The sequence below is a fragment of the Polynucleobacter sp. 39-46-10 genome (assembly GCF_002282275.1).
In genome coordinates, this window is record NZ_NCJB01000018.1 from 26,424 (window position 1) to 51,450 (window position 25,027).

The window sequence follows — 25,027 nt, forward strand, 5'->3', positions numbered from 1 at the left end:
ATTAATTTTTACCATTAGTAAATAAAGCTTTTGCTGAGATCAGGTAGGAGCTAATGCGATCTTGAATAATTTCTTGTTCGGTATTGGGGTTCCCGGAGTCATAGATGGCTTGACCATAAATCCAACGGCGCATACCGATGTAAAAAATACCACCATGCAGGCCCATTAAAAACTCTAATTCTCGCTGTGAAGGCTTACCGCGCGTGCTGCGACCACAGTGTTTGCGAGTTTCTCGAATGAGTCTAGGCAATAGGCGATCACGCAATAGCTCAAAGAATCGATCGCTAATTGAGTGATCGCTTAAGCCCGAGAAAATCAAGATGCGTACGAAATCGTAGGTGAGAACCGTATTTGAATAGTCGATATAAAACGCATACAATTTTTCTTCTGGTGAAAGGCGCCTGTCGTCTAGCAACTTTTCCCATTCAGGCTTCCAGCGTGATTCAAAGACGTCCTCATACACCGCTTTGATTAATGCATCCTTTGTAGGGAAGTAGTGATAGAGCAGGGTGTGAGTAACGCCCAGCCCTTTTGTTAAGTTTCTGAGTTGCCCATCAATCCCATGTTTTGCAAAGTACTGAATTGCGCGATCTAGTATTTGGCGCTTACGATCTGCCGTACTCATTCTCCGGCGAGCAGGGACCTCAGAGGCAGTCACTTCTGAAGCGACGCTGTTTCTTGTGCTGCGGTCTCGATCGAAACTCATTGTCATCAGGGTTTATCCGAATTTGGCCTTATTGACCAAAAGTTAAATAATGGTACATTGTTGAACAATTGGTAGATAAGACTCTATTCGTACAAACCCCAAGGAGATGTAATGGAACTAAATGGCGAGCAACTCATTGCGGCTCCAATCCCAGAATCTCACCTGAGGAAATACACGCTAAGGTCATGTTCAAGATTGGACCAGTGAGAGCTAGATTCGCTGGAAAGCTTCTGTTGAGCGATGTCGTTCCCGATCAATCCTGTTCAATGGCATTTGAGGGATCGGGTGGTGCTGCAGGCTTTGCAAAAGGGCGCTCACGAGTTGAATTGAAGGCTGCTGAAGGTGGCACCTTGATTACTTATACGACGGAGGCCTCCATTGGGGGCAAGTTAGGACAAATTGGTGGCCGCTTAATCAGCGCTTCTGCCAAAAAGATTGCGGATGATTTTTTTCAGCGGTTTGCAAAAGAATTGGGTGGTGAGGTGATGCCCCTAGAGTCGGACGCACAGGCCGAATAAGGTTTGGCGATATAAATACAAAAGCAGTGGAGGAGACGAAATGAAAGCAGCAGCATTTGATTATGCAAAACCGAAGGTGCTTGGTGAGGCCTTAGCTTTGCTGGCTGAAGCCGGTGAAGATGCCCGTTTGATTGCAGGTGGCCAGACACTTTTGGCTACGCTCAACCTCCGCCTCTCAGAGCCTAGCATTCTGATTGACATTACCAATCTCGATGAGCTCAAAGGGATTTCTGTAGTCGGTGACCAATTGCGTATTGGAGCTTTAGTAACTCATACTGAAATTGAAGATTCAAAATTGATTGCGCAACATGCGCCGCTGCTTAAGGCTGCCGTGCCACATATCGCACACAGAGCTATCCGCAATCTAGGCACCTGGGGCGGCTCTTTGGTTTATGGAGATCCTGCGGCTGAATGGCCAGCCTGTAGTCTGGCACTTAATGCAACGATGTTGATTGCAGGTCCTGATGGCGAGCGTCGTATTTCAGCGCAAGACTTTTTCATTGATCTGTACACCACATCCTTGGAGCCCAATGAAATTCTTGTGGCAACTGACATGCCAATTGCAAGCAGTGATCAAGTTTTTTATTTTCATGAGTTAGCTCGTCGCCATGGAGACTATGCTGTTGCTGGCCTTGCCTTAGTTGCAAATAAAGCCGGCAATGTTCTAAGCGACTGCACTTTCACTTTCTTCTCTGTTGGTGCTACGCCGGTAATGGCGATAAAAGCTCAAGCCTTGGTTGAGGGCAAGCCTCTGAACGATGAGTTGATTGCTAGCGCAGTTGCCGCCGCTAGGGCGGAGATTGAGGTGATTGCAGATATCACTAACAGCGCAGAAACTAAACAACATTTAATTGGTGTTTTATTAGAGCGCGGCTTAAAGCATTTAATTGCTTAACTAATTATTAGAAAAATAAATCAAGTTCGGAGATTGAAATGAGCTTAAAGAAAAAAATTACGATGACCGTCAATGGTTCGCTAGTCAATGCTGAGATTGAGCCGCGTCGACATTTAGTGGATTTTTTGCGTGAAGATCTCCATTTAAAGGGGCCTCACCTAGGTTGTGAGCAGGGCGCATGCGGGGCCTGTACTGTCAAAGTTAATGGGCAAATCATTCGCGGCTGCTTATATTTGGCTGTGCAAGCTGATGGATGCGTTGTGGAGACAATTGAGGGCCTCACGAAAAGTGGTGTATTAGCAGACCTACAAGAAGCTTTCATGCGTCACAACGCAATGCAATGCGGATTTTGCTCCTCTGGAATGTTGCTTGCTGCTGCGGAGTTGATTGAAAAACAGCCTAAAGCGACGCGTGAAGAAGTGCGCGAATGGATCTCCGGAAATTACTGCCGTTGTACTGGTTATCACTCCATCGTAGATGCCATCATGGCCGTGCTAGAAGCTCGAGCCAAAGGCGAAAAAATTAAACCTGTTGTTGCTCTCGCTTAAGTAGACTGGGAAAACTGATTATGAATAAGCCAGCAGACCTCAAAGGATTAGCGCTTGATCCAGTAACAAATGATCAACGCTACATTGGTAATAGTGAACCTCGGCATAAAGCGCGTCGACTCATCGAGGGTCAAGGTACTTATGTAGACGATATTCAATTGCCCAGAATGGGGCATGTGGTGTATTGGCGTTCGCCGGTAGCCCATATGAAAATTGGAAAAATTCATATTGAACAAGCAAGCAAAATGCCGGGTGTACTTGCCATAGTTGATGGCGTCAAGATGGCAGAGCTTTGTAAGCCATGGGTTGCCACTTTAGGTCATCTGGCTGGCATGAAGTCTGCCCCTCAATATGCATTAGCAATTGATAGAGCTTGCTGGCAAGGTGAGCCAGTAGTTGCTGTAGTTGCAGAGACGCGTGCTCAGGCAGAAGATGCTTTGCAGTTAGTAGACGTTGAGTGGGAGGAGTTGCCTGCGGTAGTCTCTATGGAAACGGCATTGGATGCAGAGACGCCAGTAATTCATCCAGAGCTTGGTGACAACCTCTGCTTTACGCGTAGCTTAGATGTTGGCCAGGTGGATGAAGTGTTCGCATCCGCCGATGTTGTTGCAGAAGCAACCTTTGGTTTTGGTCGCCACACTGGTGTGACCTTAGAGCCTCGTTGCCAAATTGCCGACTACAACCCTGGTGATCGCCGTCTGACGGTTTATCACTCACAGCAAGCGCCGCACATGATGCAAGATTTATATTGCCGTCAGTTTGGCCTGTCTGAATCGGATGTCCATGTTATCTGTAAAGATGTTGGCGGTTCTTTTGGCATCAAGGTTCACGCATATCCAGATGATTTTGCAACGGTGGGTTTGGCGATGATGTTAGAGCGTCCAGTCAAATTTGTTGCTGATCGACTTGAATCATTTACGAGTGATATTCATGCGCGTGAGCATCGAATTAAGGGGCGCATTGCGGCCAATAAAGATGGCGACATCTTGGCCTTTGAGATCGATGATCTTACTGCCATCGGCCCCTATTCCATGTTCCCTAGAACCAGCGCGATTGAGGGCAATCAAGTCGTCAACTTGGTTGGTGGTCCATACAAGCATCAACATTACAGAGCCAAGCTCAATGTAGTGTTTCAGAATAAAACGCCTACCTGCCAATATCGTGGAGTAGGGCATCCGATTGCCTGCGCTGTGACTGAAGGTTTGGTGGATTTAGCTGCGCAAAAGTTAAAGATGGACCCTTTGGAGTTTCGCAAGCGTAATGTGATTCCTGATGATGCATATCCTTGCTCCGGTATTTCAGGAATTAAGTTAGAAGTGTTATCGCATGAGCAATGCCTGCGAACTATTGAAAAGATGATGGACTATTCTGCTTTGCGCAAAGAGCAGGCTGAGTTGCGCAAAAAGGGCATCTATCGCGGAATTGGCTTTGCCACCTTAATTGAGTTAACTAACCCAAGTCCAGCCTTCTATGGTGTAGGCGGCGCTCGCATTGCCTCTCAGGATGGCGCTTCTGCTCGATTAGATCCTAGTGGTGTGGTTTCCATATTGATTGGTGTTGGTGAGCAGGGTCAAGGTACTGAAGGCATCTATGCCCAAATTGCTGCCGATGCTGTTGGACTCTCTATTAAAGACGTTCGCATTATTACTGGAGATACCGATGTAACCCCTTATGGTGGTGGAACTTGGGCTTCTCGTGGTGCTGGAGTTGGTGGCGAAGCAGTGTTATTGGCATGTCAGGCTCTCCAAGAGAATATCTTGAAGCTTGCTGGCGCTATCTTGAATAGATCGCCTGAGGAGTTGTTAGTGCGTCGTGGTCATGTTTTGGATAAAGCAACCGGCGAGCAGTTACTCCCGTTTAGCGAGATTGGTCGTATTGGGTATTTCCGTACCGATACTTTGCCAGTCGGATTCTCCGCTGATTTGATGGTGACACGTCATTACACTCAAAAAGAGTATCCATTTATCTTTACTAATGGTGTTCAGGCGTCTTATGTTGAGGTGGATCCCGACACTGGATTTGTAAAGCTCTTAAAGCATTGGGCGGTTGAGGATTGCGGCCGTGTACTCAATCCGATGTTGGTCGATGAGCAAGTGCGCGGAGCAATTGTTCAGGGTATTGGCGGCGTTCTTTTCGAAGAGTGTCTCTATGACGATAGTGGCCTACTGCGGAATGGCAGCATGGCTGATTATTTGGTTCCTATGGCTAACGAAATGCCGGATATTGAAGTGGCTCACGTAGAGACCCCAACCCAGTCATCCAAGTTGGGGGCAAAAGGCGCTGGTGAGGCTGGTACTGCCGGGGCTCCTGGAGCGGTCCAGAATGCGATTAACGATGCTTTGGTGCCTTTTAATACTGCAGTGTTTGATCAGCCCATCACTTGTGAAAAGATTCTGAAGGCCCTTGGCAAGGTGTAATTAAGAGTTCGCCCTAATTTACGCATTCCCCGTATCAAAGGGGTTGCCGCATCCTGTAACATCAAGTTTTGACCATCCGCAAGCCCTCATTAGGGGGTTTGCGATTAACTTGATATCGCGAGTAAGAATATGTCTCATTTAAAAGGTAAAACCGCTCTAGTTACTGGCTCGACTAGTGGCATTGGATTGGCAATGGCTATCGGGTTGGCAAAGCAGGGTGCCAATATTATGGTTAACGGCTTTGGTGAGAAAGATGCGGCTGTTGCTGCCATTAAAGCTTGCGGCGTCGAAGTGGATTACCACGGTGCCGATATGAGCAAACCTGCTGAGATAGAAGATCTCATCAAGCAAACTGAAAAGCGATTTGGCTCACTAGATATATTGGTAAATAATGCAGGCATTCAATACACAGCAAATATTGAAGACTTTCCAGCTGATAAATGGGAATCGATTATCGCCATTAATCTAAGCTCAGCTTTTTATACATCTCACCATGCTTTGCCTGGAATGAAGAAGCGTAACTGGGGCCGAATTATTAATATCGCATCGGTTCATGGTTTGGTTGGCTCTATTCAAAAATCGGCTTACGTTGCCGCAAAACATGGCATTGTTGGCTTAACGAAAGTAACCGCGCTTGAAAATGCCAAGACTGGAATTACCTGTAACGCAATTTGCCCAGGATGGGTTCTGACCCCCTTGGTGCAAAAGCAGGTAGATGCGCGCGCAGAACGCGATGGGATTTCAAATGAAGAGGCCAAAAAAGCCTTAGTTTCCGAGAAACAGCCCTCGGGCGAGTTTGTTGCTCCAGAGCAATTGGCTGCATTGGCTGTTTTCCTCTGTGGTCCCGATGCCTCTGAGGTCCGTGGGGTCGCCTGGAACATGGATGGCGGCTGGACTGCCCAGTAATCCCAAGGGAGGGGTGATACAAGGTAACCCCCTTTCCATACCCAAACAAAATCGCCAGAATCGTCTATAGTTAGGGCGAATATGGCTGCTATAGCTACCGATTAATATGTCTTACAAGGAAAAAATGATGGAACATACATTACCTCAGCTACCTTACGCATTAGATGCGCTTTCACCATTCATCTCAAAAGAAACTCTAGAGTTTCACTATGGCAAACACCATCAAGCCTATGTAACCAATTTGAACAACTTGGTTAAAGGTACTGAATTTGAAAATGCTTCCTTAGAAGACATCATTAAAAAATCGTCTGGCGGTGTTTTTAATAACGCAGCCCAAGTATGGAACCATACCTTTTACTGGAACAGCATGAAGCCCAATGGCGGCGGTGCTCCAACCGGCCCCTTAGCTGATGCTATTAATGCTAAGTGGGGCTCTTTTGATAAATTCAAAGAAGAATTCACAAAGTGTGCGGTTGGTACATTTGGATCTGGCTGGGCTTGGTTGGTTAAAAAGGCGGATGGCTCTCTGGATTTGGCTTCAACAAGCAATGCGGCCACACCTTTAACTACGGACGCAAAGCCTTTGATGACTTGCGACGTTTGGGAGCATGCTTATTACATTGATACTCGTAATGCTCGTCCAAAGTACGTAGAAAATTTCTGGAATGTAGTGAACTGGGATTTTGCTAGCAAGAATTTTGCCTAATATCTCCTGATATATACATTTTTATCAAGAAAGCTTTTATGTCATCTATCTTTACCTCATTGGGGCGCACGGTTTTAGCTGGTTTTGTGCTTCTTGCATTAATTATTTTGGCTTTGGGTGCAAATCTCAGCTCAATTGAATTGCCTTTCTTATTCCGTTGGATTCACGTGATGGTTGGCGTGATGTGGATTGGTCTGCTTTGGTATTTCAATTTTGTTCAGATTCCTTCCATGTCAAAAATTCCAGATGAGCAAAAACCTGCGATTGGAAAAGTAATTGCTCCAACAGCATTATTTTGGTTCCGCTGGGCGGCCTTGTTTACTGTTGTTAGCGGTTTGATCCTGGCTGTGTTGAATGGCTATGCACATCAAGCATTTACCTTGCAGGCTCCATTTCGCGCAATTGGTTTAGGTATGTGGATTGCCTTGGTAATGGCTTTCAATGTTTGGTTCATCATTTGGCCGAATCAAAAACGTGCCTTAGGTATCGTTGCGGTTGAGCCGGATGTTAAAGCAAAGTCTGCACGTGTTGCGATGTTGACTTCACGCTTTAATACGATGCTTTCCGTGCCAATGTTGTTTTTGATGGTTGCTCAATCACACAACGCAACCTGGTTTGTGATCGTTTAACAAGTTAGCTGCTGTGCATCATTAAAAAGGCCCGTAATAGCGGGCCTTTTCTTATTCAGTAACCATTTGAAATTGCAAGACAGAATCAGCTGTTATTGTAGTATCGGCGGAAGTTCTTTAGTGAGTGCACCGCGCTGGGCTGTTGCCGTTCCTAGAAGTGCAAAGCCGAGTAGCTTACCCTCGCTCGATTCGAAGCGCGCTTCAATGCCGCCTTCAATTGAATTAATCTTCCACTCGCCCAAAGCACCTTTGGCTGGCGGTGAAACGATGTTTGGCAATGCGGGAGTCTTCACCATCACCGGCATAGCTGGGTAGGTAAGCGCTATTTCCTGTCCGAGGAGGTTTGGGGCTAATGCACGTGCTGCCTGCATGATGGGCATGACATAGGGGAGAACCAAGCCTTCAACCTCAGCACAGTCTCCAATGGCGTATACGTTTTTGGCGCTAGTTTCTAGCTGACGGTTGACGGTGATGCCTGAGTCAGTTGCAATTCCAGCTGCTTTAGCTAAATCCAAACGGGGCTTAAGGCCAACAGCCGATAGAAATACATCGCTAGTAATCACTGATCCATTGGCCAGGGTGATGGACAGAGAGTCACCAGCGCGATCAATGGATTGCACTGTAGTTCCAAAGTGCCAGCTAACACCTGCCTCGCCGAGTTTGGCTTGAAGTGCTTGCGCTGCTGCTTCGGGAAGGAGACGACCCAAAGCTTGCGGCGCCAAATCAATCACATCCACTTGATAAGATCCCAAAATCAAATCGTTTGCAAATTCACACCCAATAAGGCCTGCTCCTAGAATGGTGATACGTTTTTTACCTGCAATCGATTTACGAAACTGCGCATATTCTTCTAGGTCATTGACGGTGATGACCTCATTTGAAGCATTACCCTGTAAAGGTAGGCGAATTTGGTCAGCACCCAAGCCTAGAACCAACTTTCCATAAGAAACACTTCCTTTGGATGTTGTAATGGTTTGAGCGACGGTATCAATTGCAGTGACATCAGCATCACCCAGAATGGTCATCTCTAGTTGTGTTGCCATACCTTCGGCATTGGTAGAAACCAATTGCTCGGCAGACTTGTTACTTGCCAACGCTGTAGAGAGCATAGGCTTTGAATAGAAATAGCCTGGCTCACGGGTCACTAGCGTAATCGGTACAGTCTTATCGAGTTTGCGAAGTTCACGAATGACGGTGTATCCAGCTAAGCCGCTACCAATGATGACAATTCCTGATGGTGATGCTTGATTCTGACGATCCAAAGCTGGACTCCCTAGTAAAGCAGTTAAACGATTGGTGTACGGATTAAATTAAGAAATTTGAACCATTTCAAAATCCGATTTTGCTACGCCACAGTCTGGGCATTCCCAGTCTTCAGGGATGTCAGCCCAGGCAGTGCCGGCAGGAATGCCGTCTTCCGGTAAGCCCTTTGCTTCGTCATAGATGAAGCCACATACGATACATTGCCAAGAATTCATGATGTTTCCTTAAAGATAATTCGATCAGTTTAAATTTATTTTCGTTTTATTTCTGAACTTGCTCAGACTGCTGCAAATTCTTTAGCTTTTTCTAAGGCCTTCTTGTAGTGGTTGGCATGACGCTCCTCTACATTGGCTAAGGCCGCAAAGCGTTTTGCTGCCTTAGCTAACATTGCCTGAAATTGCTCAGCATGCTCTTTTGACTCGGCAATTTGCTCATCAATTTCTGCTACTGCTGCCAAATTGCCTTCATCAACTGCTGTTTTACGAAAGTTTGGATACATTTCTGTGTATTCATACGTTTCACCCTCGATTGCGATCTCTAAGGCGCGAGCTGGGGTAATCGTATTGGCAGGGTGGAGTAAGTCTAGGTGACCAAAGGCGTGCATGACTTCTTGATCAGCAGTTGCCTCAAAGATTTCAGCGGTTTCGATATCGCCGGCAGCGCGCGCTAATTTTGCAAAGTAGCGATATTTAATGTGTGCCATAGATTCACCTGCAAATGCAGACTCTAAGTTTTGGATGGTTTTAATTTCTGGGCGGGCCATTTTCATTCCTTTTTCATATTGATTGGTAAGAGGTGTTTAACACCATGGAGTGAATTCTGAACCTCGAAAGATTATCAGTCCAGTAAATAATAATGATATTATTTATCTAATAAATTGATTATAGGGACTTTTTGAAATCATGGCTGCTCTACCTTCATTACGTCAACTTCGTTATTTTGTAGCTATTGCTCAGGAGCTCAATTTCACTCGTGCTGCAGAGGCTTGCTTTGTAGGTCAATCTACCTTGAGTGCGGGCTTAAAAGAGCTTGAGGACGGTCTAGGAGTTCGCTTAGTGGAGCGAGATCGCCAAAATGTGGCCATCACCCCAATTGGCTTGGAAATTTTAGAGAGATCTAAGGCAATCTTGGCATCCTCTCAAGATCTGGTGGAATACGCCGACGCTGTTGGTAAGCCAATGGCTGGAACTATTCGGCTTGGTGTGATCCCAACGATTGCACCGTTCTTATTGCCTAACGTCATGCCTGATATTCGTACCCGTTTCCCCAGTCTCAAAATTGCCTTGAGAGAAGACCTGACGGCTAATCTGTTAACTAGACTGGCCGAGCATCAATTGGATTTCATTCTGATTGCTTTACCTTATGAAACCTCAGGCTTATTGGTTAAAGAGTTATTTGATGATGAGTTTTGGTTGGTTGCCCGAGAGGATGATCCAGCCCTGAAAGGGAAAGAAATTCAACTACCCGCAAAAATGGCCGAGAGACTATTGCTTTTAGAGGAAGGGCACTGCTTGCGTGAACACACACTGCAAGCCTGTAAGCGCTCAGATATTCGTAAGGCGGATGGAATGGAGGCGACCAGTTTGCTCACTCTGCTCCAGATGGTGGACTCTGGAATGGGGATAGCATTGCTTCCGGAGATGGCAGTGAGAGGCGGCTTGTTAAATGGCACCAGCTTAGAGGCTCGCCCACTGGCTCCCCCTGCACCAAAGCGGGTGATTGCTTTAGTGGCCCGCTCTTCTACTGCCCACTTAGAGGAGTTTCAGGCCTTCTCTGATTGCATACAAGCTCGCTTTAAGCGAGGTGCAAAGAGCGGGCGTGGGGCAGTTAAGGGTTTGCGCAAGGAGTAAGCAAGAAGTGATCTTTCTTGCTACAGTCAGCATTCAATAATTTTTATCAGTAAAACAGAAAGAGTCTCATGTCCGGAAAAGAAATCATGTTTACCCCCGTCAAGCTTGGCTCTATTGAGCTAAAGAACCGTCTTGTGATGGCGCCACTTACCAGAATGCGCGCTATTGAAGGGGATGTGCCAAATCCACTGGCAAAAACATATTATGAGCAAAGGGCGACTGCTGGTCTGATCATTAGTGAGGCCACACAAATCTCTCCGCTTGGAAAAGGCTATCCAGCAACTCCTGGAATTTATTCTGCTGAGCAAACTGCTGCATGGAAAGAGATTGTGGGTGCGGTACATGCCAAAGGCGGCAAGATGGTGGCTCAGCTATGGCATGTGGGTCGTATTTCTCATTCATCTTTGCACCCTGAGCAGGGTTTGCCGGAAGCGCCATCTGCAATTGCACCCGCTGGCCAAACGTATGGCGCCGATTGGAAGTTGCACGATTATGAAATTCCAAAGGCAATGACAACTGAAGATATTGCCGGGCTTCTCAAAGATTTTGAATTGGCTGCTGCCAATGCAAAAGCAGCCGGTTTTGATGGTGTGGAAATTCACTCTGCGAACGGTTACTTGCTAGATCAGTTCTTGCAAGATAAAACCAATCAACGCACTGATGGCTACGGTGGTTCAATCGAAAACCGTATTCGTTTATTGGGTGAGGTTGTTGAATCTGTTGCTAAGGTCTACCCAAGTGATCGTATCGGTGTGCGCCTATCACCATACGGTAGCTTTAATGATATGGCTGATAGCGATCCAGTCGCTTTGTTCACTGCGGTGATTCAAAAACTCAACAACTACAAGCTTTCCTATGTACATATGATTGAGCCACGCTCTACTAGTGCTGGTGGCAATGATCAAGTGAACGCAGGGGCACCGCTGACTTCAGAGATGTTCCGAGCAGTCTATCAAGGTCAATTTATTAGTGCCGGTGGATATGATCAAGCTATGGGCGAGGCTGTGCTTGAGGCTGGTTTAGCCGATGCAGTCGCCTATGGACGTTTGTATATTGCTAATCCAGATTTAGCGGAGCGTTTCCAGCAAGGCGCGGCTCTAAATGCTTATAACCGTGCAACGTTTTATGGTGGAGCAGAAGTAGGGTATACGGACTACCCAGCACTCTAATGTAAAGATCGATCAAGGCCTCTATCGAAAGATGGGGCCTTACTTTTTATCGTCAGGATCTTTTAAGAGGTCATAGTGGTTAGCCACGAGAAGCATAGCGATAGATGCACATCCCATCGCAAAGAATTCCCATTGATGAAGCATGGCTGTACCAGTGACGGTCATTAAGATGGTCCATCCAACTGCCATCTTAGCTTTTTTGCTTAAAGGTTTCATATATCGGAACTGAGGTAAAAATTATCTAATGGTAAGTCTAGCTCTAGCGCTCAACTCATTCGGGGTGCCGCGTTTATCAATCTGAGAAAGTCTGAGGGCTTCTTGTTCAAAATCAATTTGAGCCGGATGAAACTCCAGATTGCCAAGGTGAATGACATAGGTCCACACGAGCTCGCGACCCCTATCTTTATATACATCTACAACGCGCTTCATTTTGTAAGACCTATGGTGGGTATGGATCTCTGTGCAGAGTTCATATTGTGTTTTAAATTAATCAAATTTCGTGGATCTATACGGATAACGCCACCACGAGGGCTATCAATGTCTGCAATCAAAAAGAAGGAGGTGGAAATCATTGTTGGGAAAATCATAAAGAGGCCAACATTGCGTCTAAAGTTCCGTGCGCCAAAACCTACCAAGATATTGGCACCAACTGCGATTGCTGCCATCAGCCACCATGCAGCAGCGGGGATGCGATTCCACCAAGCTGCCTGAGTGTAGCCTTGGGTGTTAATGACATCATTCATTCCGGAGATCACTAGCGCAATAGTGGGAGTTGACTGTGTTCGTGCCACGGGGAGCAACTCATTCCACATCGCATTTTCAAGCGCAAGAGTACGCTGAGTAATTTGTTTTGCTGTCTCTCTATCTTGCTTAGAGTAAAACAAGATGCGCTGATCTAAGTATTCGTTGAGCAACCCTTTGATGCTCTGTGCAGTATTGCTGGGCAAAAGATCTGCTCGCAAGAATTCAGTCCCAATCGCATTTGCCTCAGCCTCTTCATAAGTCTGTCTCAAATCGTATCGCGCGATCGCCATTGAAAAGGTAAAGCCGATGATCAAGCCCAGCAAGGTTAGTGTTGCCGTCTGAATAATGCCTAAGTCCGCTGAGGTCTCGGTATCTTTAGTGCGGTATTTGCTCAGTACCGCATAGCCAAACCACACTGAGCCCGATAGGACTACAGCAGATATGAAAAAAACCAGTACGGGGTAATTGGCTAAGTGTGGAATATTAAAAAGTTCCCGGATACAAAATATCCTTAGTCACATTGTGAATGTCACGGTGACCTGTAAAGGCCATGGTGATATCCAATTCATTATGAATAATGTCTAGACATTTAGTAACACCAGCTTCGCCCATGGCACCCAAGCCATAGAGGAAGGGGCGACCAATCATCGTGCCACGTGCACCCAATGCCCAAGCCTTCAAAACATCCTGGCCTGACCGAATGCCGCCATCCATCCAAACCTCAATGTCTTTACCAACGGCATTGACGATGCCAGGCAATGCCTTGATGCTGGAAATAGCGCCATCTAATTGACGGCCGCCATGGTTCGAAACGATCAATGCATCTGCGCCAGAGTTTGCGGCAAAGCGGGCATCCTCTTCATCCAAGATGCCTTTGATAATTAACTTGCCACCCCACAGTTTTTTAATCCACTCCACATCATCCCAGCTGAGACCTGGATCAAACTGCTCAGCCGTCCAAGAGGAGAGGGAGGACATATTGCCAACACCAGTGGCGTGACCAACAATATTGCGAAAGGTTCTGCGCGGAGTCATAGCCATGCCCATGCACCAGCGTGGCTTGGTCATCATATTGATCATGTTGGCAATGGTTAGCTTTGGAGGGGCAGACAAACCATTTTTTAAATCTTTATGACGTTGACCGAGGATTTGTAAATCCAAAGTCAATACCAGCGCGGAACACTTTGCTGATTTGGCGCGCTCAATGAGACGCTCAATAAAGCCGCGGTCTTTCATGACATAGAGCTGAAACCAAAATGGTTTAGTGGTGCGCTCTGCTACATCTTCAATGGAGCAAATACTCATCGTGGAGAGGCAGAAAGGAACGCCAAATTTCTCTGCAGCACGGGCAGCCAAAATTTCACCGTCAGCATGTTGCATGCCAGTTAATCCAGTTGGTGCAAGTGCTACTGGCATTGCGACCTCTTGACCCACCATGGTTGTTTTGGTGGTGCGATTAGTCATATCTACGGCAACACGTTGACGTAATTTGATCTTCTGAAAATCGGATTCGTTGGCTCGGTAAGTAGATTCAGTCCATGAGCCAGAGTCGGCATAGTCATAGAACATCTTAGGGGTGCGTTTTTGATGCAGAACTCGTAAATCTTCAATATTGGTGATGATTGTCACTAAAACCCCTTTATGTGTTGCCAATGTCAGTATCTGACGCTAATTTAAGCTCTATCTTAGCAATACCGAGCATTTGTTTCTACAATGCTTAGGGAAAGTCCTTCTTAGGGCTCAAAATACCCATTTCTAGCCTAAATCCTCCCGAATGCCTCATATCCCTTTGTCCACTGTGTTTTATTTGTCACTGGCGACTGCCTTGTGGGCAGGTAATGCGATAGCCGGAAGGGTTCTGGTCGGTAGTATTTCACCGATCACCTTAAGTGCGGTTCGCTGGGGTTTAGCGGCTGTCCTATTGCTTCCTTTTGGATGGCAAATTTTTAAACCGGGTAGTTCACTTTGGCAAAACAAGGGTCGCTTCTTGGTGTTGGGACTCTTAGGGGTGGGCAGTTATAACGTCCTGCTTTATCTTGCCTTGCAAACCTCGACAGCGATTAACGTGACCCTGATCGGTGCCAGCATGCCCATTTGGATGCTTTTTATCGGCGCCGTCTTTTATAAGGTCAAGCCATCACTTTTGCAGCTCTTAGGGGCGGTGGTTTCTTTGGTCGGAGTAACTGTGGTCTTAACCCGCGGTGAGCCTGCCAGCCTCTTGAGCATGGAAGTGGTGATGGGTGATTTGCTCATCATGTTTGCCACAATCCTTTGGGCTTTTTATAGCTGGATGATTAGTCAACCTGGTAAGAGTAACGAGCGGCAGTGGCCTTGGGCTGAGTTCTTGATGGCCCAAGTATTGATCGGCTTCATGTGGACGATGTTGTTCGAGGGTGCGGAGATTGCTACTGGACACGCTTTTATTGATCTGAATTACTGGACTGGCTCATTGATCCTCTTTGTCGCAATTGGACCATCTTTGATTGCCTATCGTTGCTGGGGTTTAGGGGTCAATGGCGCTGGACCTACGGTAGCAGGGTTCTTTGCCAACCTGATTCCCTTATTCACAGCACTACTCTCAGCTGCTATCTTGGGGGACCCACCCCAGCTCTTCCACGGCCTTGCCTTTACTCTCATTGTATTTGGTATTCTGGTTTCTTCCGCAACGAAGAAATGCAGGTAACCCCCTTCATTTGCCCAAAAAGCCCGTTTTTAAGGGCTAAGTACCCAAACAGCGCTAAATCAGTATCATTTAGGGCTAATCACACGATTTACTAGGAAATTACTATGCCAGGTTTACTCCCGAATGTTGATCCAGACGGTCTTTTAGAGTTCTCAGTTGTTTATACCGATCGCTCACTAAACCACATGTCTGAAGAGTTCAAAAAAGTCATGGTGGATATTTCTGGCGTCCTCAAGGATGCTTATAACGCTAGCACTGCAGTCATTGTTCCTGGTAGCGGTACTTTTGGTATGGAAGCGGTTGCGCGTCAATTTGCTAATAATGAAAAGTGCCTGGTCTTACGTAACGGCTGGTTTAGTTACCGCTGGACTCAGATTTTTGATCTCGCCAACATTACCCAGGACATTACCGTTATCAAGGGTAAGCAATTGGAGAATGCAACGCAGGGTGTTTTTGCACCAGCGCCAATTGAAGAGGTGGTGGCTTTCATTAAGAAAGAAAAGCCTGCGGTTGTTTTCGCCCCTCACGTAGAAACTTCTGCCGGCATCATCTTGCCGGATGACTACCTTAAAGCTGTTGGTGAAGCTGTTCGCTCAGTCAATGGTTTATTTGTACTCGACTGCATCGCGTCAGGCGCAATGTGGGTGGACATGAAGGCTTGCAATGTAGATGTATTGATCACTGCGCCTCAAAAAGGTTGGAGTAGCTCACCTTGCTGTGCATTGATCGCCATGGGTGATAGAGCACGCGAGCGTATTGAATCTACTCAGAGCAGCAGCTTCTCAATGGATCTGAAGAAGTGGCTTCAAATTATGGAGGCCTATGAAAAGGGTGGTCATGTGTATCACACCACCATGCCTACAGATGCGCTCAAAATCTTACGCAATGTGATGAAAGAAACTCAGGCTCTAGGCTTTGCTGCGCTCAAGGCGAAGCAGCAAGAGTTGGGTGACAAGGTTCGTGCTTTATTGGTATCAAATGGCTATCACTCAGTTTCAGCAAAAGGCTTTCAGTCTCCTGGCGTAGTGGTGAGCTATACCAAAGATCCAGATATTCAATCAGGCAAGAAGTTTATTGCTCTCGGTTTGCAAACCGCTGCAGGCGTACCGCTGCAGTGTGATGAGCGTCCAGACTTCCGTACCTTCCGTATTGGTTTATTTGGCCTAGAGAAGTTGGCTCACGTTGATCGTGCAGTTGGTCATCTTGCAACAGCCCTAGAAAAGATTACTGAGACTGAAGCGCAGCCAGCTTAATTAGCATAAGTACTCAACTGAAAAGGCCGTCTTAGGACGGCTTTTTCATTACCTCAAGTGCAAGCGGGTTAGGCGTTGCTTCACCTACCTTAGTTAACACATTGGTATCGAGGTGATGAAAAGGTTCGGCCTGACCTTTAATCATCATTATCGTATCTTGTTCGTAAGACCAGGTGCCGTCCTCTAGGATCGTCACCATGATGCGGTATTCAATTGTCTTGAAGGCGTAGTCTAAAAAAGGGTTGGAAGAAATTCCGGCGGTCGGATCATCAATCTTGGCAACGCACTCAAACTGAGTTGCATTAGCGGACGCCTTTCCTGTCGCCATGGTAATCATGCCGCGGGGAATGGTGAGAGTGTGAATAATGGATCCGGTTGCAGGTTCCCAAAGCCAGTAGCCAACCTGATCATGATAAGTTTTGACTTGATCTGGTTTGGTGATATGCAAGTGATAGCGCAAGCCATAAAATAATTGCGGTCCATTGGTTTGTGGATCAATTGGCTGCATCTCAATGCGCTCGGTGTACACCTGCTTCTTTGGACCTTCAGCTTTGGGTTTGATATCCAAACCCCGTTGACCTTCCCAAATACCGGCAAGCCGGGTGAGGGGTCCCAGGTTTTCTAGGGTATTGATCGAGTATCCCTGAGGCTCTGTATAGATATCAGCAGGAAAAGAGTTCATAGGGACGCCTTGGTTAAATGAAGTATTTTTGACAGTTTATTGGGTATTATTAAAACATCTACAAATCCATTGGAGCCTTAAATGAAAACTCACTTTGCAAAACTGACTTTGGCTGTGCTCATTTCTACCTCAATTGGTTTGTCGCCTCTTACTGTGATGGCAGCAGATCCAGCTCCAGTAGGTACCCCTGCAGCTGCCCCTGCGGCAGTACCCGCAACTCCAGCTACGCCTGCCGCTCAGCCAGAGAAGGCTGCAAAAAAGACTGCTAAAAAGTCAAAGAAAGATAAAAAAGCAGAGAAGAAGTCTAAGAAAAAATCCAAAAAGAAAGCCAAGGCAGCTCAAGAGCCGGCAGCCACTCAGCAGTAAATTAGTAGCACTACACTGCGCCGCTAATTTAAGGGGTCAGATCCCTCAAGGTCTAAGGACTTTGTGGAATTGGGTCCCTTTTGCTTTCTAGGGGCATCGTTGCGTACCAGCAACCACATCGCCCCGATTACTAAACTCATTCCACTAAGCTGAATCCAGGTAATAGGTTCGGACAGTACGATCCAACCCATAAACAGTGTTGAGACAGGGCCTAGTATTCCAGCTTGAGCAACTAGTGGCGATCCAATGCGATTAATCGCAATCATGATTAATAACATCGGAATGACGGTACACAGGCTCGCGTTGAGAAGGCTGAGCCAGTAGATTTGCTGTACTTGCGTAAATACAGCCCTAGGATCGTAAATTAGAATTTGAATGACGCTCATCAGCGCTGATGCGGAGCTGGCATAGACCACCATGCGCACACTCCCCACACGCTTTACCATTTCACCAGATCCAATCATGTAGATTGCATATGAGCATGCGCTAGCAAAGATCAGCAACATCCCCAGAATAGCCATTGATCCAGTAGAGTTGGCATCTTGGATGAATACTACAATGACACCCAGGTAACCCACTACGAGTGCATACCATTGCAAGCGACTAATAGGTTTATTCAATACAAAATAAGAGATCAGCAGCACGATGGTTGGTGTGAGATACAGAACAATGCGCTCCAGCCCTACGGAGATATATTGCAAGCCCAGAAAGTCGAGATAACTAGAGAGAAAGTAGCCCATAAATCCCAAGACAAATACCTTGATTTGATCTTGCCATGTGAGCGGGCTCATCACCTGTCTGCGCGCCTGCCACCAATAAATTCCCCAAAAGAGGGGAAGGGCCATCAACATCCTCAAGGCAATTAGGGTCTCGGCATTTGCACCATAGCCAAAAGCGAGTTTGATCAGAATCGCTTTTCCGGAAAATAGTACGGAGCCAAGGCCGGCCATTAAAAGGCCGTAGATATAACGCCGATGATGAAGAATTCCGCTGGCTGATTGCATGCTGTTTTATAACAGCTTATTGAGAAGACTCCGCATCTCTAAGATGACCTCAGTTGGAGTAAGCCCAATGGGGCCAATTTGTTTGGCCACCAAGCTATCGGCTGCCGATGCGTGGAGCTGAACTCCAATGCAACTGGCTTCCCATAGGTTGATCCTGTGGCGTATGCCTTGAGCGGCGATTGCTGCAATAGTGCCAGTGAGGACATCACCCATCCCGCCGACGGCCATGCCAGGATTACCTTGCTTGCATTGCACTGCTTGCTGAAGGGGTGAAGCGATCAAAGTATGTTGACCCTTCAGAACGACGATGGAGTCAGTGAGTGTGACTAAGTCGGATAATGCGGCAAGACGATTTTCTTGAACAGCTGCTGCAGAAGTATTGAGAAGATTGGCTGCCTCTCCAGGATGTGGTGTGAGAACAGTCATGCCTGGAGACACTTTATTCCGCTGCTTGAGAAGTTCTAAATATTCAGGGGTATCGGCGATTAAATTGAGCGCATCTGCATCAATCACGAGTGGAATTTTTGGGTATCTCAATGCCGCAATCAGCCAATCTCTCGCAAGCTCAGAGAAACCCAGGCCTGGACCAATTGCTATGACATCGGGCGCGGTTGTATCTAATTGCTCTTGAGCATTAAAGCTGGCCAAGCGCACCATGAGTTCAGCCTGCTCTGGCATTGCGTGAGCGGCAGTTGGATCCAGCATTTCTAAGATGGTCCAACCAGCCCCTAAGTGAAGCGCAGCGCTGCCAGATAACATGAGGGCGCCTGCCATGCAGGGTGCGCCACCAACGAGCAACACTTTACCGGCATCCCCTTTATGTTCTGAGGGCTTTCGCTTGAGTCGAGTAATGAGCTCGAGTGATCTCAGTTCCTTGGGGGGGTTCATGTGAATAGTATCTCTCAGATGAGTGGCTTAACAATGTATTTTATCGGGAGTATGCTTAAGAAATGAAAATACAATTTCTTGGCGCAGCGGGTGAGGTGACGGGATCAAGACATTCTGTAGAAGCTAGCATTGGTGGGCGTGATGTGAGGTTCATGGTTGACTTTGGTATGTTCCAGGGCGGGCGTGAGGCTACAGCAAAGAATCTAGAGTCACTCCCGTTTTCACCCAAGGAAATTGCTTTCGTTGTACTCACGCATGCCCATATTGACCATAGCGGTCTCTTGCCGAGACTGTGCGCTCAAGGATTTACCGGTCCGATCTATTGCACAGATGCGACATTCGAGTTGCTGAAAATTATGTTGCCAGATAGCGCTCATCTGCAGCGTTCCGATGTGGAGCGTGCGGTACGTAGACAAAAGGCAGGTAAGTGGCGCGGAGACTTGCCAGTAGCCTTGTACTCCATGGAAGAAGCAGAGCTAGCTCTTGGGCAATGCGAGATACTGCCTTATGGAAAACATTTGGAGCTTAGCCAAGGAATTGATCTAGAGTTTCAGAATGCAGGCCATATTCTGGGATCGGCAATTGCGGTGATCGATATTACTGAAGACTATTCCAAGAAAAAGCGCTGTGTTTTCTCTGGTGATATTGGTATGAAGGGTAAGCTATTAATGCCTGATCCCACTCTGATCCCTCAAGCCGATCTCGTCGTAGTCGAGTCAACCTACGGTGATCGCCTGCATAAGACATTGGCGGATACCGAGACTGAATTAATCGAAGTGGTGACCAGCACCTTGAATGCCCATGGAAACATTGTCATTCCTGCATTTGCTGTGGGTCGGACGCAAGAGATGCTGTTTTTATTAATTGATTTGGTAAAGCGAAATTTATTACCCCATTTGAGTATTTGGGTAGATTCTCCGATGGCAACTGCGGCTACCCATTTAACCCAACGTTTCTTTGCCGAGCTGGATAAAGAGTCGCAGTCAACTTTTGAGTGGTTCAAAAAAAATCCAGGGGCAGTCGACCTGAGATTCATTGCGGACGTAGAAGAGTCTAAAGCGCTTAATAAGATCAAGGGTGGGGCAATTATTATTTCTGCGAGTGGCATGTGTGATGCTGGTCGTATTGTTCATCACCTACAGAATAATTTGCCTCGAGCACAAAATGCCATCGTGATTACTGGTTTTCAGGCGTATGGCAGCTTAGGTCGTCGCCTAGTAGATAAAGCAGCTAAAGTTCGCCTCTTCGGCGAAGAGGTTGTGGTGCGAGCATCCATTCATACTATTGGTGGATTGTCTGCCCATGCAGACCAAGCAGGTTTACTGGATTGGTTGCGAGGCTTTCATTCAGCACCCAAGTCAGTATTTGTAGTTCATGGAGAGCCTGAGGCGTCAGCTGTTTTGGCACAAGCTATTCGTGAAGAGCTGGAGTGGAAGAATGTGGTCATTCCAGAGCGTTTGCACAGCTACTCTTGTTAAGTCCTACTCAGTCACATTAGCGCCCCAAGCTAGATAATAAAAAATGGACGAAAAAAAACCGCGGCGAACCGCGGCGTTTTATTCTCAAGAAGAGATTATTTCTTAGCGTCAGCTGCTGGAGCTGCTGCTGGTGCAGCTGGGGCTGCAGGTGCATCTTTTTTAGCTTCTTCCATATGAGCTGCTTCAGCACCATGCTTTTCGCCACCCATATCAATGTCGCCGTCGCCTTTGATGAGCAAGTAAGCTGTGGCAGAAATTAATACTAGTACCATGATGATGATTGAACGGTTGCTCATTGCTTTTCCTTCGGTTTGGTTAATATTCCCCAATATTAACGCCTGAATTGCTGATGGTAAATCCAAATTAGCCCTAGATTTCAAATTAATGCAATATTCTAGGTGGTAATACTGAGTCTCATAAGGCTTGGATTGGCTTCAGTACTTAGCCAATATGCTCTAAATTGAAAATAGACTATTTAATAAAAGGTTGTGATATGAGTTGCAAGCTCCCCGTCAACAATTCCCAAACCATCACTGATTTTCTGAGCCTGCAAAAAGGTCAGTTAGCAGAAGGGAGCTCTGAGGACTCCTATCGGTTTGCGTTTGACGATCAAGCGTTTTTAGTTCGTCGGGAAACTTTAGGTTTGCGCTTCCAGCTTGAGCTATTAAAGCCCGAGATTTTATTGCATGAGCAAGGCATTGAGCACACCATTACGGTATTTGGTTCCACTCGGTTTGTGAGCTGTAAGGCAGCTCATGAGCTAGAAAAGAATGCCAAAACACCGGAGGCAATAGCCGAAGCTAAGCGAGCTTTGCTGCACTGTAAATACTACGATTCGGCCAGAGAGTTTGGTGCAATCGTGGCGGCCTACAATTCCACCCAATCTGAGACTCGCAATAAGCTGCATATCGCTACGGGCGGGGGCCCCGGAATTATGGAGGCTGCTAATCGAGGTGCGTTTGAGGCAGGGGATAAGACTATTGGTTTTAACATTAGCCTGCCTAGAGAGCAGCATCCCAATCCCTACCTCACTCCAGGCTTAAGTTTCCGTTTTCACTATTTCGCTATTCGCAAAATGCATTTCATGCTCAGGGCAAGATCAATTGTGGCCTACCCAGGAGGTTTTGGTTCCTTTGATGAGCTCTTTGAAGTGCTGACCTTAATGCAAACTAAAAAAGTGGAACGTTTTCCAGTCATCTTGGTCGGGAAGTCATTCTGGCAGGAGGTGATCAATTTCAAGCAGATGCTTGAGCATGGAGTGATAGATCAAGCTGATATGGATTTAATTCACTTTGTAGAAACTGCTGAGGAAGCTTGGAAAATCATTCGTGACTGGTATCAGCTGGCCTGAGAACTGTAAAATAAGACCATTAACACCATGACTATCGCCAACACAGTAACCCTCGGCTCTGAACTGGATTTACCAGCCTATTTATTTGGTATTGCGATGTTACTAGTTGTGATGCTGGTGCATGGACTTGCTTTGCTTCAAATTGCAAAGCGCTATGAGGTGAAGTCTTTTCTCTACCTTTCAGAGCATAAGTACTCTTCAGTAGCTTTTGTGTTTTATGTCAGCGTACTTTGTTTATTCTTGACGCATATTTTTGAGATCATCCTTTGGGGTATTTCGCTGCGAGCATTTAATCTTCTGCCCAATTTAGGTGAGAGTATTTTATTTAGTGGTAGCACCTATACCGCTATGGGTTTTATGGATGATCTGCTGCCAAGCGGCTGGAAAATGTTAGCAATCATCATTGCCTTCTCGGGCATGTTTGCTTTTGCTTGGACAGCCTCCGTCATGATCTCGATGACCAAGAATTTCCGTCAAGCTTATACCCGCCTCCATATGCAAAAACTCAATCTTCCAGGTGAAGTCATTGAGCGCTTTAAGTAAATCATGAGTAAAGTCTGGGATGCCATCATTATTGGTGGCGGGGCAGCTGGCCTGTTTTGTGCGGGAGTTGCTGGTCAATTGGGCAAAAAAATCTTAGTGCTAGATCACGCTGATATCTTGTGTGAAAAAATTCGGATTAGTGGTGGCGGTCGCTGTAACTTTACAAATTTGCATAGCAGCCCAGCTAACTTTCTTTCCCTCAACCCCCATTTTGTAAAAAGCGCCCTGGCTCGTTATTCTGCAAAGGATTTTGTCAAGCTAGTGCAGTCCTATCGCATTGCCTATCATGAGAAACATCAAGGGCAGTTATTTTGCGATGATTCAGCCAAGCAAATTATTGAGATGCTACTTGGAGAGTGCGCTAAGGGTCATGTTGATATTCGTCATCCAGTCAAGGTAGAGTCGATCTCCAATGAGGCGGGCGTGTGGATCGTTAAAACTAATGCTGGTATTGAACGTACAGCATCTTTAGTCATGGCAACTGGTGGTTTACCAGTTCCTGCAATTGGCGCAACAGCCTATTCTTTGGATATCGCCAAGCAATATGGATTGAAGGTAGTGGATCCACGACCTGCATTAGTGCCGCTGTCATTTACTTCTGGTGAGTTTGATAATCTGATTGAGTTGTCTGGTTTGAGTTTGCCAGTTCGTATTGCGGCTGGCTCAAAAGGCAATCGTTACGGTGCCTGCCGTTTCAACGAAGACTTGTTGCTGACCCATAAAGGTCTCTCAGGACCAGCAGTCTTACAGGCCAGCAGTTACTGGACTGAAGGCGAGGCGATTCATATTGATTGGCTTGGTGCTGTTGAAGCTCACGGCCAATTTAGCTGTGATGAACTGTTTAACAATGAAGATAACCGCCTCAAGTTAACTGAAAATATTTTGGCTTCGGTAATGCCATTGCGCTTAGCCAAAGCATTTGCAGAGCAGAAAAATCTCTTGGGTAAAAAGTGGGCTGAGGTTTCCAAGAAGGATCGTCAGGCACTCAAAGAGCTCATTACTAATTGGTCGGTAAAACCTGCAGGAACCTTGGGTTGGAAAAAGGCTGAAGTCATGTTGGGGGGTGTTGATACCAAAGAGCTTGATGGTCAAACCATGATGGCTCGCAATCATCCCGGCTTGTATTTCATCGGTGAGTGTGTCGATGTGACTGGGCACCTTGGGGGCCATAACTTCCAGTGGGCTTGGGCTAGCGGTTTTGCTTGTGCCCAATCTATCTAGAGGTTTTTAAAACCTATAGATGCATTAGTTTGGCTGATTTCTCATCCAGTCGGCAGTATTAAAAAAAGACTCCTCTAGCTGAGCGCCAATCTGTCCATCAATACCGCAGTCTTCCATGGCGCGATACATGCAGGCCAGCCATTGATTACGCTCCTTCAAGCCAATTTTGAAAGGTAGATGTCGTGCGCGTAGCATTGGGTGACCATACTTTGGGGAGTAGACATCTGGACCACCAAGCCACCCCGTTAAAAAAAGCTTCAGCTTCTCTCGAGAGCTTGATAGGTTCTGGGAATGCATAGCTCGCAACTCTGCGAAGGGCTCTTCTAGCGCCATCAAATCATAAAATCGGTCGACTAATTCCTCAACCTTTGCTGCGCCACCAATAATCTCGTATGGGTTTTTTCTTTCGCTCATGGCTTAATTTTAATGCCAATACAGCGGGGAATTGGCAAGTCTCTCATTTGGGTATAGAGTAGAAATATAGGCTTCAAATTAATCGGTTCATTTATTTAACTCAGGGAGAGATGTAATGGATAAGAAAGATATTCAAGCATGGCAACAAGAAAAGGCTAAGGAGTTATTTGCTTATTCCCATAAATTATTGGATGCTGCCAAAGATCTGAGTGCGCACCACCTCGAAGAAATTCAATGGGGAATGAAAAATGCCATGGAGAGCGCCAAGTCTGCAGCAAAAAATGACCTTACCAAGCTCAAAGAGCTTCAGGAGTCTGCAACCAAAGAAGCGGCAAAACGCGCGACGGTATATCAGAAGAAGGTGAAGTCTGTTCTGAAAGATATTGGGGATGATGCAGCCGACGGAACTGAAAAGCATTTAGAAAAAGTCCGCAGCTCTTTAGTAAGCTGGCTTGAAGATGTCGAGGACAAAATTCCAGGACATGCTGATAAGTTATCTAAGGTAGTTCATGAGATGTCTACAACTGGTCAAAAAATGTTCAAAGAGGGGCGAAAAATTGTGAACCAGGTTGCGGATGCTGCTGAGAAAAATATTGAAGAACTCAGAAAATCTTCAGAGTCAAAGACGAAATCTAAATAAGTCTACGATAACTAAAATGAGCTCCAAGAAGCCACCTAGTACTGAACTGACCCCCAAAAGTTGGACAGTTTAATTAGGTTAGCACGAGGGATTGAGTTCGGTAATTTACCGGGCTCAATCCCTTTAGTTTTTGTTTGATCCGATCATGGTTGT

At 46.4% G+C, this 25,027-nt stretch carries 31 protein-coding genes; 17 read left to right on the forward strand and 14 right to left on the reverse strand.

Annotated elements, in window-relative coordinates; genetic code table 11:
- Window position 1 precedes the first annotated feature (1 nt).
- Window positions 2-712, reverse strand: a complete 711-nt coding sequence (locus tag B7X71_RS03140; RefSeq protein ID WP_293597746.1) for a TetR/AcrR family transcriptional regulator — start codon at window positions 710-712, stop codon at window positions 2-4.
- Between the two features lie 62 nt (window positions 713-774).
- Between B7X71_RS03140 and B7X71_RS03145 the strand changes: the two genes are divergently transcribed.
- The 7 genes from B7X71_RS03145 to B7X71_RS03175 all read left to right on the forward strand — a co-directional run bounded on the left by B7X71_RS03145 (window position 775) and on the right by B7X71_RS03175 (window position 7,325).
- Window positions 775-1,224 (forward strand): carbon monoxide dehydrogenase subunit G, encoded by a 450-nt coding sequence (locus B7X71_RS03145; protein ID WP_293600192.1) that lies wholly within the window; start codon window positions 775-777, stop codon window positions 1,222-1,224.
- A 40-nt stretch (window positions 1,225-1,264) separates the two neighbouring features.
- Window positions 1,265-2,119, forward strand: coding sequence for a xanthine dehydrogenase family protein subunit M (locus B7X71_RS03150; RefSeq protein ID WP_293597748.1), 855 nt, complete (start codon window positions 1,265-1,267; stop codon window positions 2,117-2,119).
- A gap of 38 nt (window positions 2,120-2,157) precedes the next feature.
- On the forward strand, window positions 2,158-2,667 hold the full coding sequence (locus B7X71_RS03155; RefSeq protein ID WP_293597749.1) for a (2Fe-2S)-binding protein: 510 nt from the start codon (window positions 2,158-2,160) through the stop codon (window positions 2,665-2,667).
- Window positions 2,668-2,687: 20 nt separating this feature from the next.
- On the forward strand, window positions 2,688-5,084 hold the full coding sequence (locus tag B7X71_RS03160) for a xanthine dehydrogenase family protein molybdopterin-binding subunit (protein ID WP_293597750.1): 2,397 nt from the start codon (window positions 2,688-2,690) through the stop codon (window positions 5,082-5,084).
- A gap of 129 nt (window positions 5,085-5,213) precedes the next feature.
- Window positions 5,214-5,990: a 3-hydroxybutyrate dehydrogenase gene (locus B7X71_RS03165; RefSeq protein ID WP_293597751.1), complete on the forward strand. Its 777-nt coding sequence runs from the start codon at window positions 5,214-5,216 to the stop codon at window positions 5,988-5,990.
- A 127-nt stretch (window positions 5,991-6,117) separates the two neighbouring features.
- On the forward strand, window positions 6,118-6,696 hold the full coding sequence (gene sodB / locus B7X71_RS03170) for a superoxide dismutase [Fe] (RefSeq protein ID WP_293597752.1): 579 nt from the start codon (window positions 6,118-6,120) through the stop codon (window positions 6,694-6,696).
- A gap of 38 nt (window positions 6,697-6,734) precedes the next feature.
- The gene (locus B7X71_RS03175; RefSeq protein WP_293597753.1) at window positions 6,735-7,325 is read left to right on the forward strand and encodes a urate hydroxylase PuuD; all 591 of its coding nucleotides are present in this window, start codon (window positions 6,735-6,737) and stop codon (window positions 7,323-7,325) included.
- Between the two features lie 92 nt (window positions 7,326-7,417).
- Here the strand turns inward: B7X71_RS03175 and B7X71_RS03180 are convergent, their stop codons facing one another.
- The 3 genes from B7X71_RS03180 to B7X71_RS03190 form a co-directional block, all read right to left on the reverse strand.
- Window positions 7,418-8,587, reverse strand: coding sequence for an FAD-dependent oxidoreductase (locus B7X71_RS03180; protein WP_293597754.1), 1,170 nt, complete (start codon window positions 8,585-8,587; stop codon window positions 7,418-7,420).
- A gap of 48 nt (window positions 8,588-8,635) precedes the next feature.
- On the reverse strand, window positions 8,636-8,803 hold the full coding sequence (locus B7X71_RS03185) for a rubredoxin (protein WP_293597755.1): 168 nt from the start codon (window positions 8,801-8,803) through the stop codon (window positions 8,636-8,638).
- Between the two features lie 62 nt (window positions 8,804-8,865).
- On the reverse strand, window positions 8,866-9,351 hold the full coding sequence (locus B7X71_RS03190; protein WP_293600193.1) for a rubrerythrin family protein: 486 nt from the start codon (window positions 9,349-9,351) through the stop codon (window positions 8,866-8,868).
- 139 nt (window positions 9,352-9,490) lie between these two features.
- Between B7X71_RS03190 and B7X71_RS03195 the strand changes: the two genes are divergently transcribed.
- Window positions 9,491-10,438, forward strand: coding sequence for a hydrogen peroxide-inducible genes activator (locus B7X71_RS03195; protein ID WP_293597672.1), 948 nt, complete (start codon window positions 9,491-9,493; stop codon window positions 10,436-10,438).
- A 68-nt stretch (window positions 10,439-10,506) separates the two neighbouring features.
- The gene (locus B7X71_RS03200) at window positions 10,507-11,607 is read left to right on the forward strand and encodes an alkene reductase (protein ID WP_293597673.1); all 1,101 of its coding nucleotides are present in this window, start codon (window positions 10,507-10,509) and stop codon (window positions 11,605-11,607) included.
- Window positions 11,608-11,646: 39 nt separating this feature from the next.
- Here the strand turns inward: B7X71_RS03200 and B7X71_RS03205 are convergent, their stop codons facing one another.
- From B7X71_RS03205 to B7X71_RS03220, 4 genes are all read right to left on the reverse strand, one after another.
- On the reverse strand, window positions 11,647-11,796 hold the full coding sequence (locus B7X71_RS03205) for a hypothetical protein (RefSeq protein WP_293597674.1): 150 nt from the start codon (window positions 11,794-11,796) through the stop codon (window positions 11,647-11,649).
- Between the two features lie 48 nt (window positions 11,797-11,844).
- A complete protein-coding gene (locus B7X71_RS03210; RefSeq protein ID WP_293597675.1) occupies window positions 11,845-12,036 on the reverse strand; it encodes a hypothetical protein in 192 nt (63 codons plus the stop codon).
- The gene (locus B7X71_RS03215; RefSeq protein ID WP_293597676.1) at window positions 12,033-12,767 is read right to left on the reverse strand and encodes a hypothetical protein; all 735 of its coding nucleotides are present in this window, start codon (window positions 12,765-12,767) and stop codon (window positions 12,033-12,035) included. Before B7X71_RS03215 ends, B7X71_RS03210 begins: the two co-directional genes overlap by 4 nt.
- Window positions 12,768-12,834: 67 nt before the next feature.
- On the reverse strand, window positions 12,835-13,980 hold the full coding sequence (locus B7X71_RS03220) for an alpha-hydroxy acid oxidase (RefSeq protein WP_293597677.1): 1,146 nt from the start codon (window positions 13,978-13,980) through the stop codon (window positions 12,835-12,837).
- Window positions 13,981-14,125: 145 nt separating this feature from the next.
- Here B7X71_RS03220 and B7X71_RS03225 point away from each other — a divergent pair, with 145 nt between their 5' ends.
- Together B7X71_RS03225 and B7X71_RS03230 are read left to right on the forward strand one after the other, a co-directional pair.
- The gene (locus B7X71_RS03225; protein ID WP_293597678.1) at window positions 14,126-15,034 is read left to right on the forward strand and encodes a DMT family transporter; all 909 of its coding nucleotides are present in this window, start codon (window positions 14,126-14,128) and stop codon (window positions 15,032-15,034) included.
- A gap of 104 nt (window positions 15,035-15,138) precedes the next feature.
- Window positions 15,139-16,287, forward strand: coding sequence for an aminotransferase class V-fold PLP-dependent enzyme (locus tag B7X71_RS03230; RefSeq protein WP_293597679.1), 1,149 nt, complete (start codon window positions 15,139-15,141; stop codon window positions 16,285-16,287).
- A 31-nt stretch (window positions 16,288-16,318) separates the two neighbouring features.
- Here B7X71_RS03230 and B7X71_RS03235 read toward each other — a convergent pair whose 3' ends face one another.
- Window positions 16,319-16,969, reverse strand: a complete 651-nt coding sequence (locus tag B7X71_RS03235; RefSeq protein ID WP_293597680.1) for a heme-binding beta-barrel domain-containing protein — start codon at window positions 16,967-16,969, stop codon at window positions 16,319-16,321.
- A gap of 81 nt (window positions 16,970-17,050) precedes the next feature.
- Between B7X71_RS03235 and B7X71_RS03240 the strand changes: the two genes are divergently transcribed.
- Window positions 17,051-17,335 (forward strand): protein tyrosine phosphatase, encoded by a 285-nt coding sequence (locus B7X71_RS03240; RefSeq protein WP_293597681.1) that lies wholly within the window; start codon window positions 17,051-17,053, stop codon window positions 17,333-17,335.
- Between the two features lie 23 nt (window positions 17,336-17,358).
- Here B7X71_RS03240 and B7X71_RS03245 read toward each other — a convergent pair whose 3' ends face one another.
- On the reverse strand, window positions 17,359-18,339 hold the full coding sequence (locus B7X71_RS03245; RefSeq protein WP_293597682.1) for a DMT family transporter: 981 nt from the start codon (window positions 18,337-18,339) through the stop codon (window positions 17,359-17,361).
- Between the two features lie 6 nt (window positions 18,340-18,345).
- On the reverse strand, window positions 18,346-19,227 hold the full coding sequence (locus B7X71_RS03250; RefSeq protein ID WP_293597683.1) for an NAD(P)H-hydrate dehydratase: 882 nt from the start codon (window positions 19,225-19,227) through the stop codon (window positions 18,346-18,348).
- Between the two features lie 62 nt (window positions 19,228-19,289).
- Here B7X71_RS03250 and B7X71_RS03255 point away from each other — a divergent pair, with 62 nt between their 5' ends.
- On the forward strand, window positions 19,290-20,705 hold the full coding sequence (locus B7X71_RS03255; protein WP_293597684.1) for an MBL fold metallo-hydrolase: 1,416 nt from the start codon (window positions 19,290-19,292) through the stop codon (window positions 20,703-20,705).
- 95 nt (window positions 20,706-20,800) lie between these two features.
- On the opposite strand, the gene B7X71_RS03260 is transcribed toward B7X71_RS03255, so the two are convergent.
- Window positions 20,801-21,001 carry a hypothetical protein gene (locus B7X71_RS03260; RefSeq protein WP_293597685.1) on the reverse strand — a complete coding sequence of 67 codons (201 nt, stop codon included), beginning with the start codon at window positions 20,999-21,001 and terminating at the stop codon, window positions 20,801-20,803.
- 197 nt (window positions 21,002-21,198) lie between these two features.
- Here B7X71_RS03260 and B7X71_RS03265 point away from each other — a divergent pair, with 197 nt between their 5' ends.
- Genes B7X71_RS03265 through B7X71_RS03275 form a run of 3 tightly spaced genes read left to right on the forward strand, consistent with a single transcriptional unit; the run spans window position 21,199 to window position 23,820 of the window.
- The gene (locus tag B7X71_RS03265; RefSeq protein WP_293597686.1) at window positions 21,199-22,056 is read left to right on the forward strand and encodes an LOG family protein; all 858 of its coding nucleotides are present in this window, start codon (window positions 21,199-21,201) and stop codon (window positions 22,054-22,056) included.
- A 27-nt stretch (window positions 22,057-22,083) separates the two neighbouring features.
- On the forward strand, window positions 22,084-22,599 hold the full coding sequence (locus B7X71_RS03270) for a hypothetical protein (RefSeq protein ID WP_293597687.1): 516 nt from the start codon (window positions 22,084-22,086) through the stop codon (window positions 22,597-22,599).
- A gap of 3 nt (window positions 22,600-22,602) precedes the next feature.
- Complete coding sequence (locus B7X71_RS03275; protein WP_293597688.1) at window positions 22,603-23,820, forward strand: aminoacetone oxidase family FAD-binding enzyme; 1,218 nt, start codon at window positions 22,603-22,605, stop codon at window positions 23,818-23,820.
- Window positions 23,821-23,844: 24 nt separating this feature from the next.
- Here the strand turns inward: B7X71_RS03275 and B7X71_RS03280 are convergent, their stop codons facing one another.
- Entirely contained in the window at window positions 23,845-24,234 is a 390-nt protein-coding gene (locus B7X71_RS03280; RefSeq protein WP_293600194.1) for a group II truncated hemoglobin, read from the reverse strand.
- Window positions 24,235-24,349: 115 nt separating this feature from the next.
- Here B7X71_RS03280 and B7X71_RS03285 point away from each other — a divergent pair, with 115 nt between their 5' ends.
- Window positions 24,350-24,874: a phasin family protein gene (locus tag B7X71_RS03285; protein ID WP_293597690.1), complete on the forward strand. Its 525-nt coding sequence runs from the start codon at window positions 24,350-24,352 to the stop codon at window positions 24,872-24,874.
- Window positions 24,875-24,947: 73 nt separating this feature from the next.
- Here the strand turns inward: B7X71_RS03285 and B7X71_RS03290 are convergent.
- Window positions 24,948-25,027: IS3 family transposase (locus tag B7X71_RS03290; RefSeq protein ID WP_293597691.1), on the reverse strand; the 80-nt coding region annotated here is incomplete at its 5' end.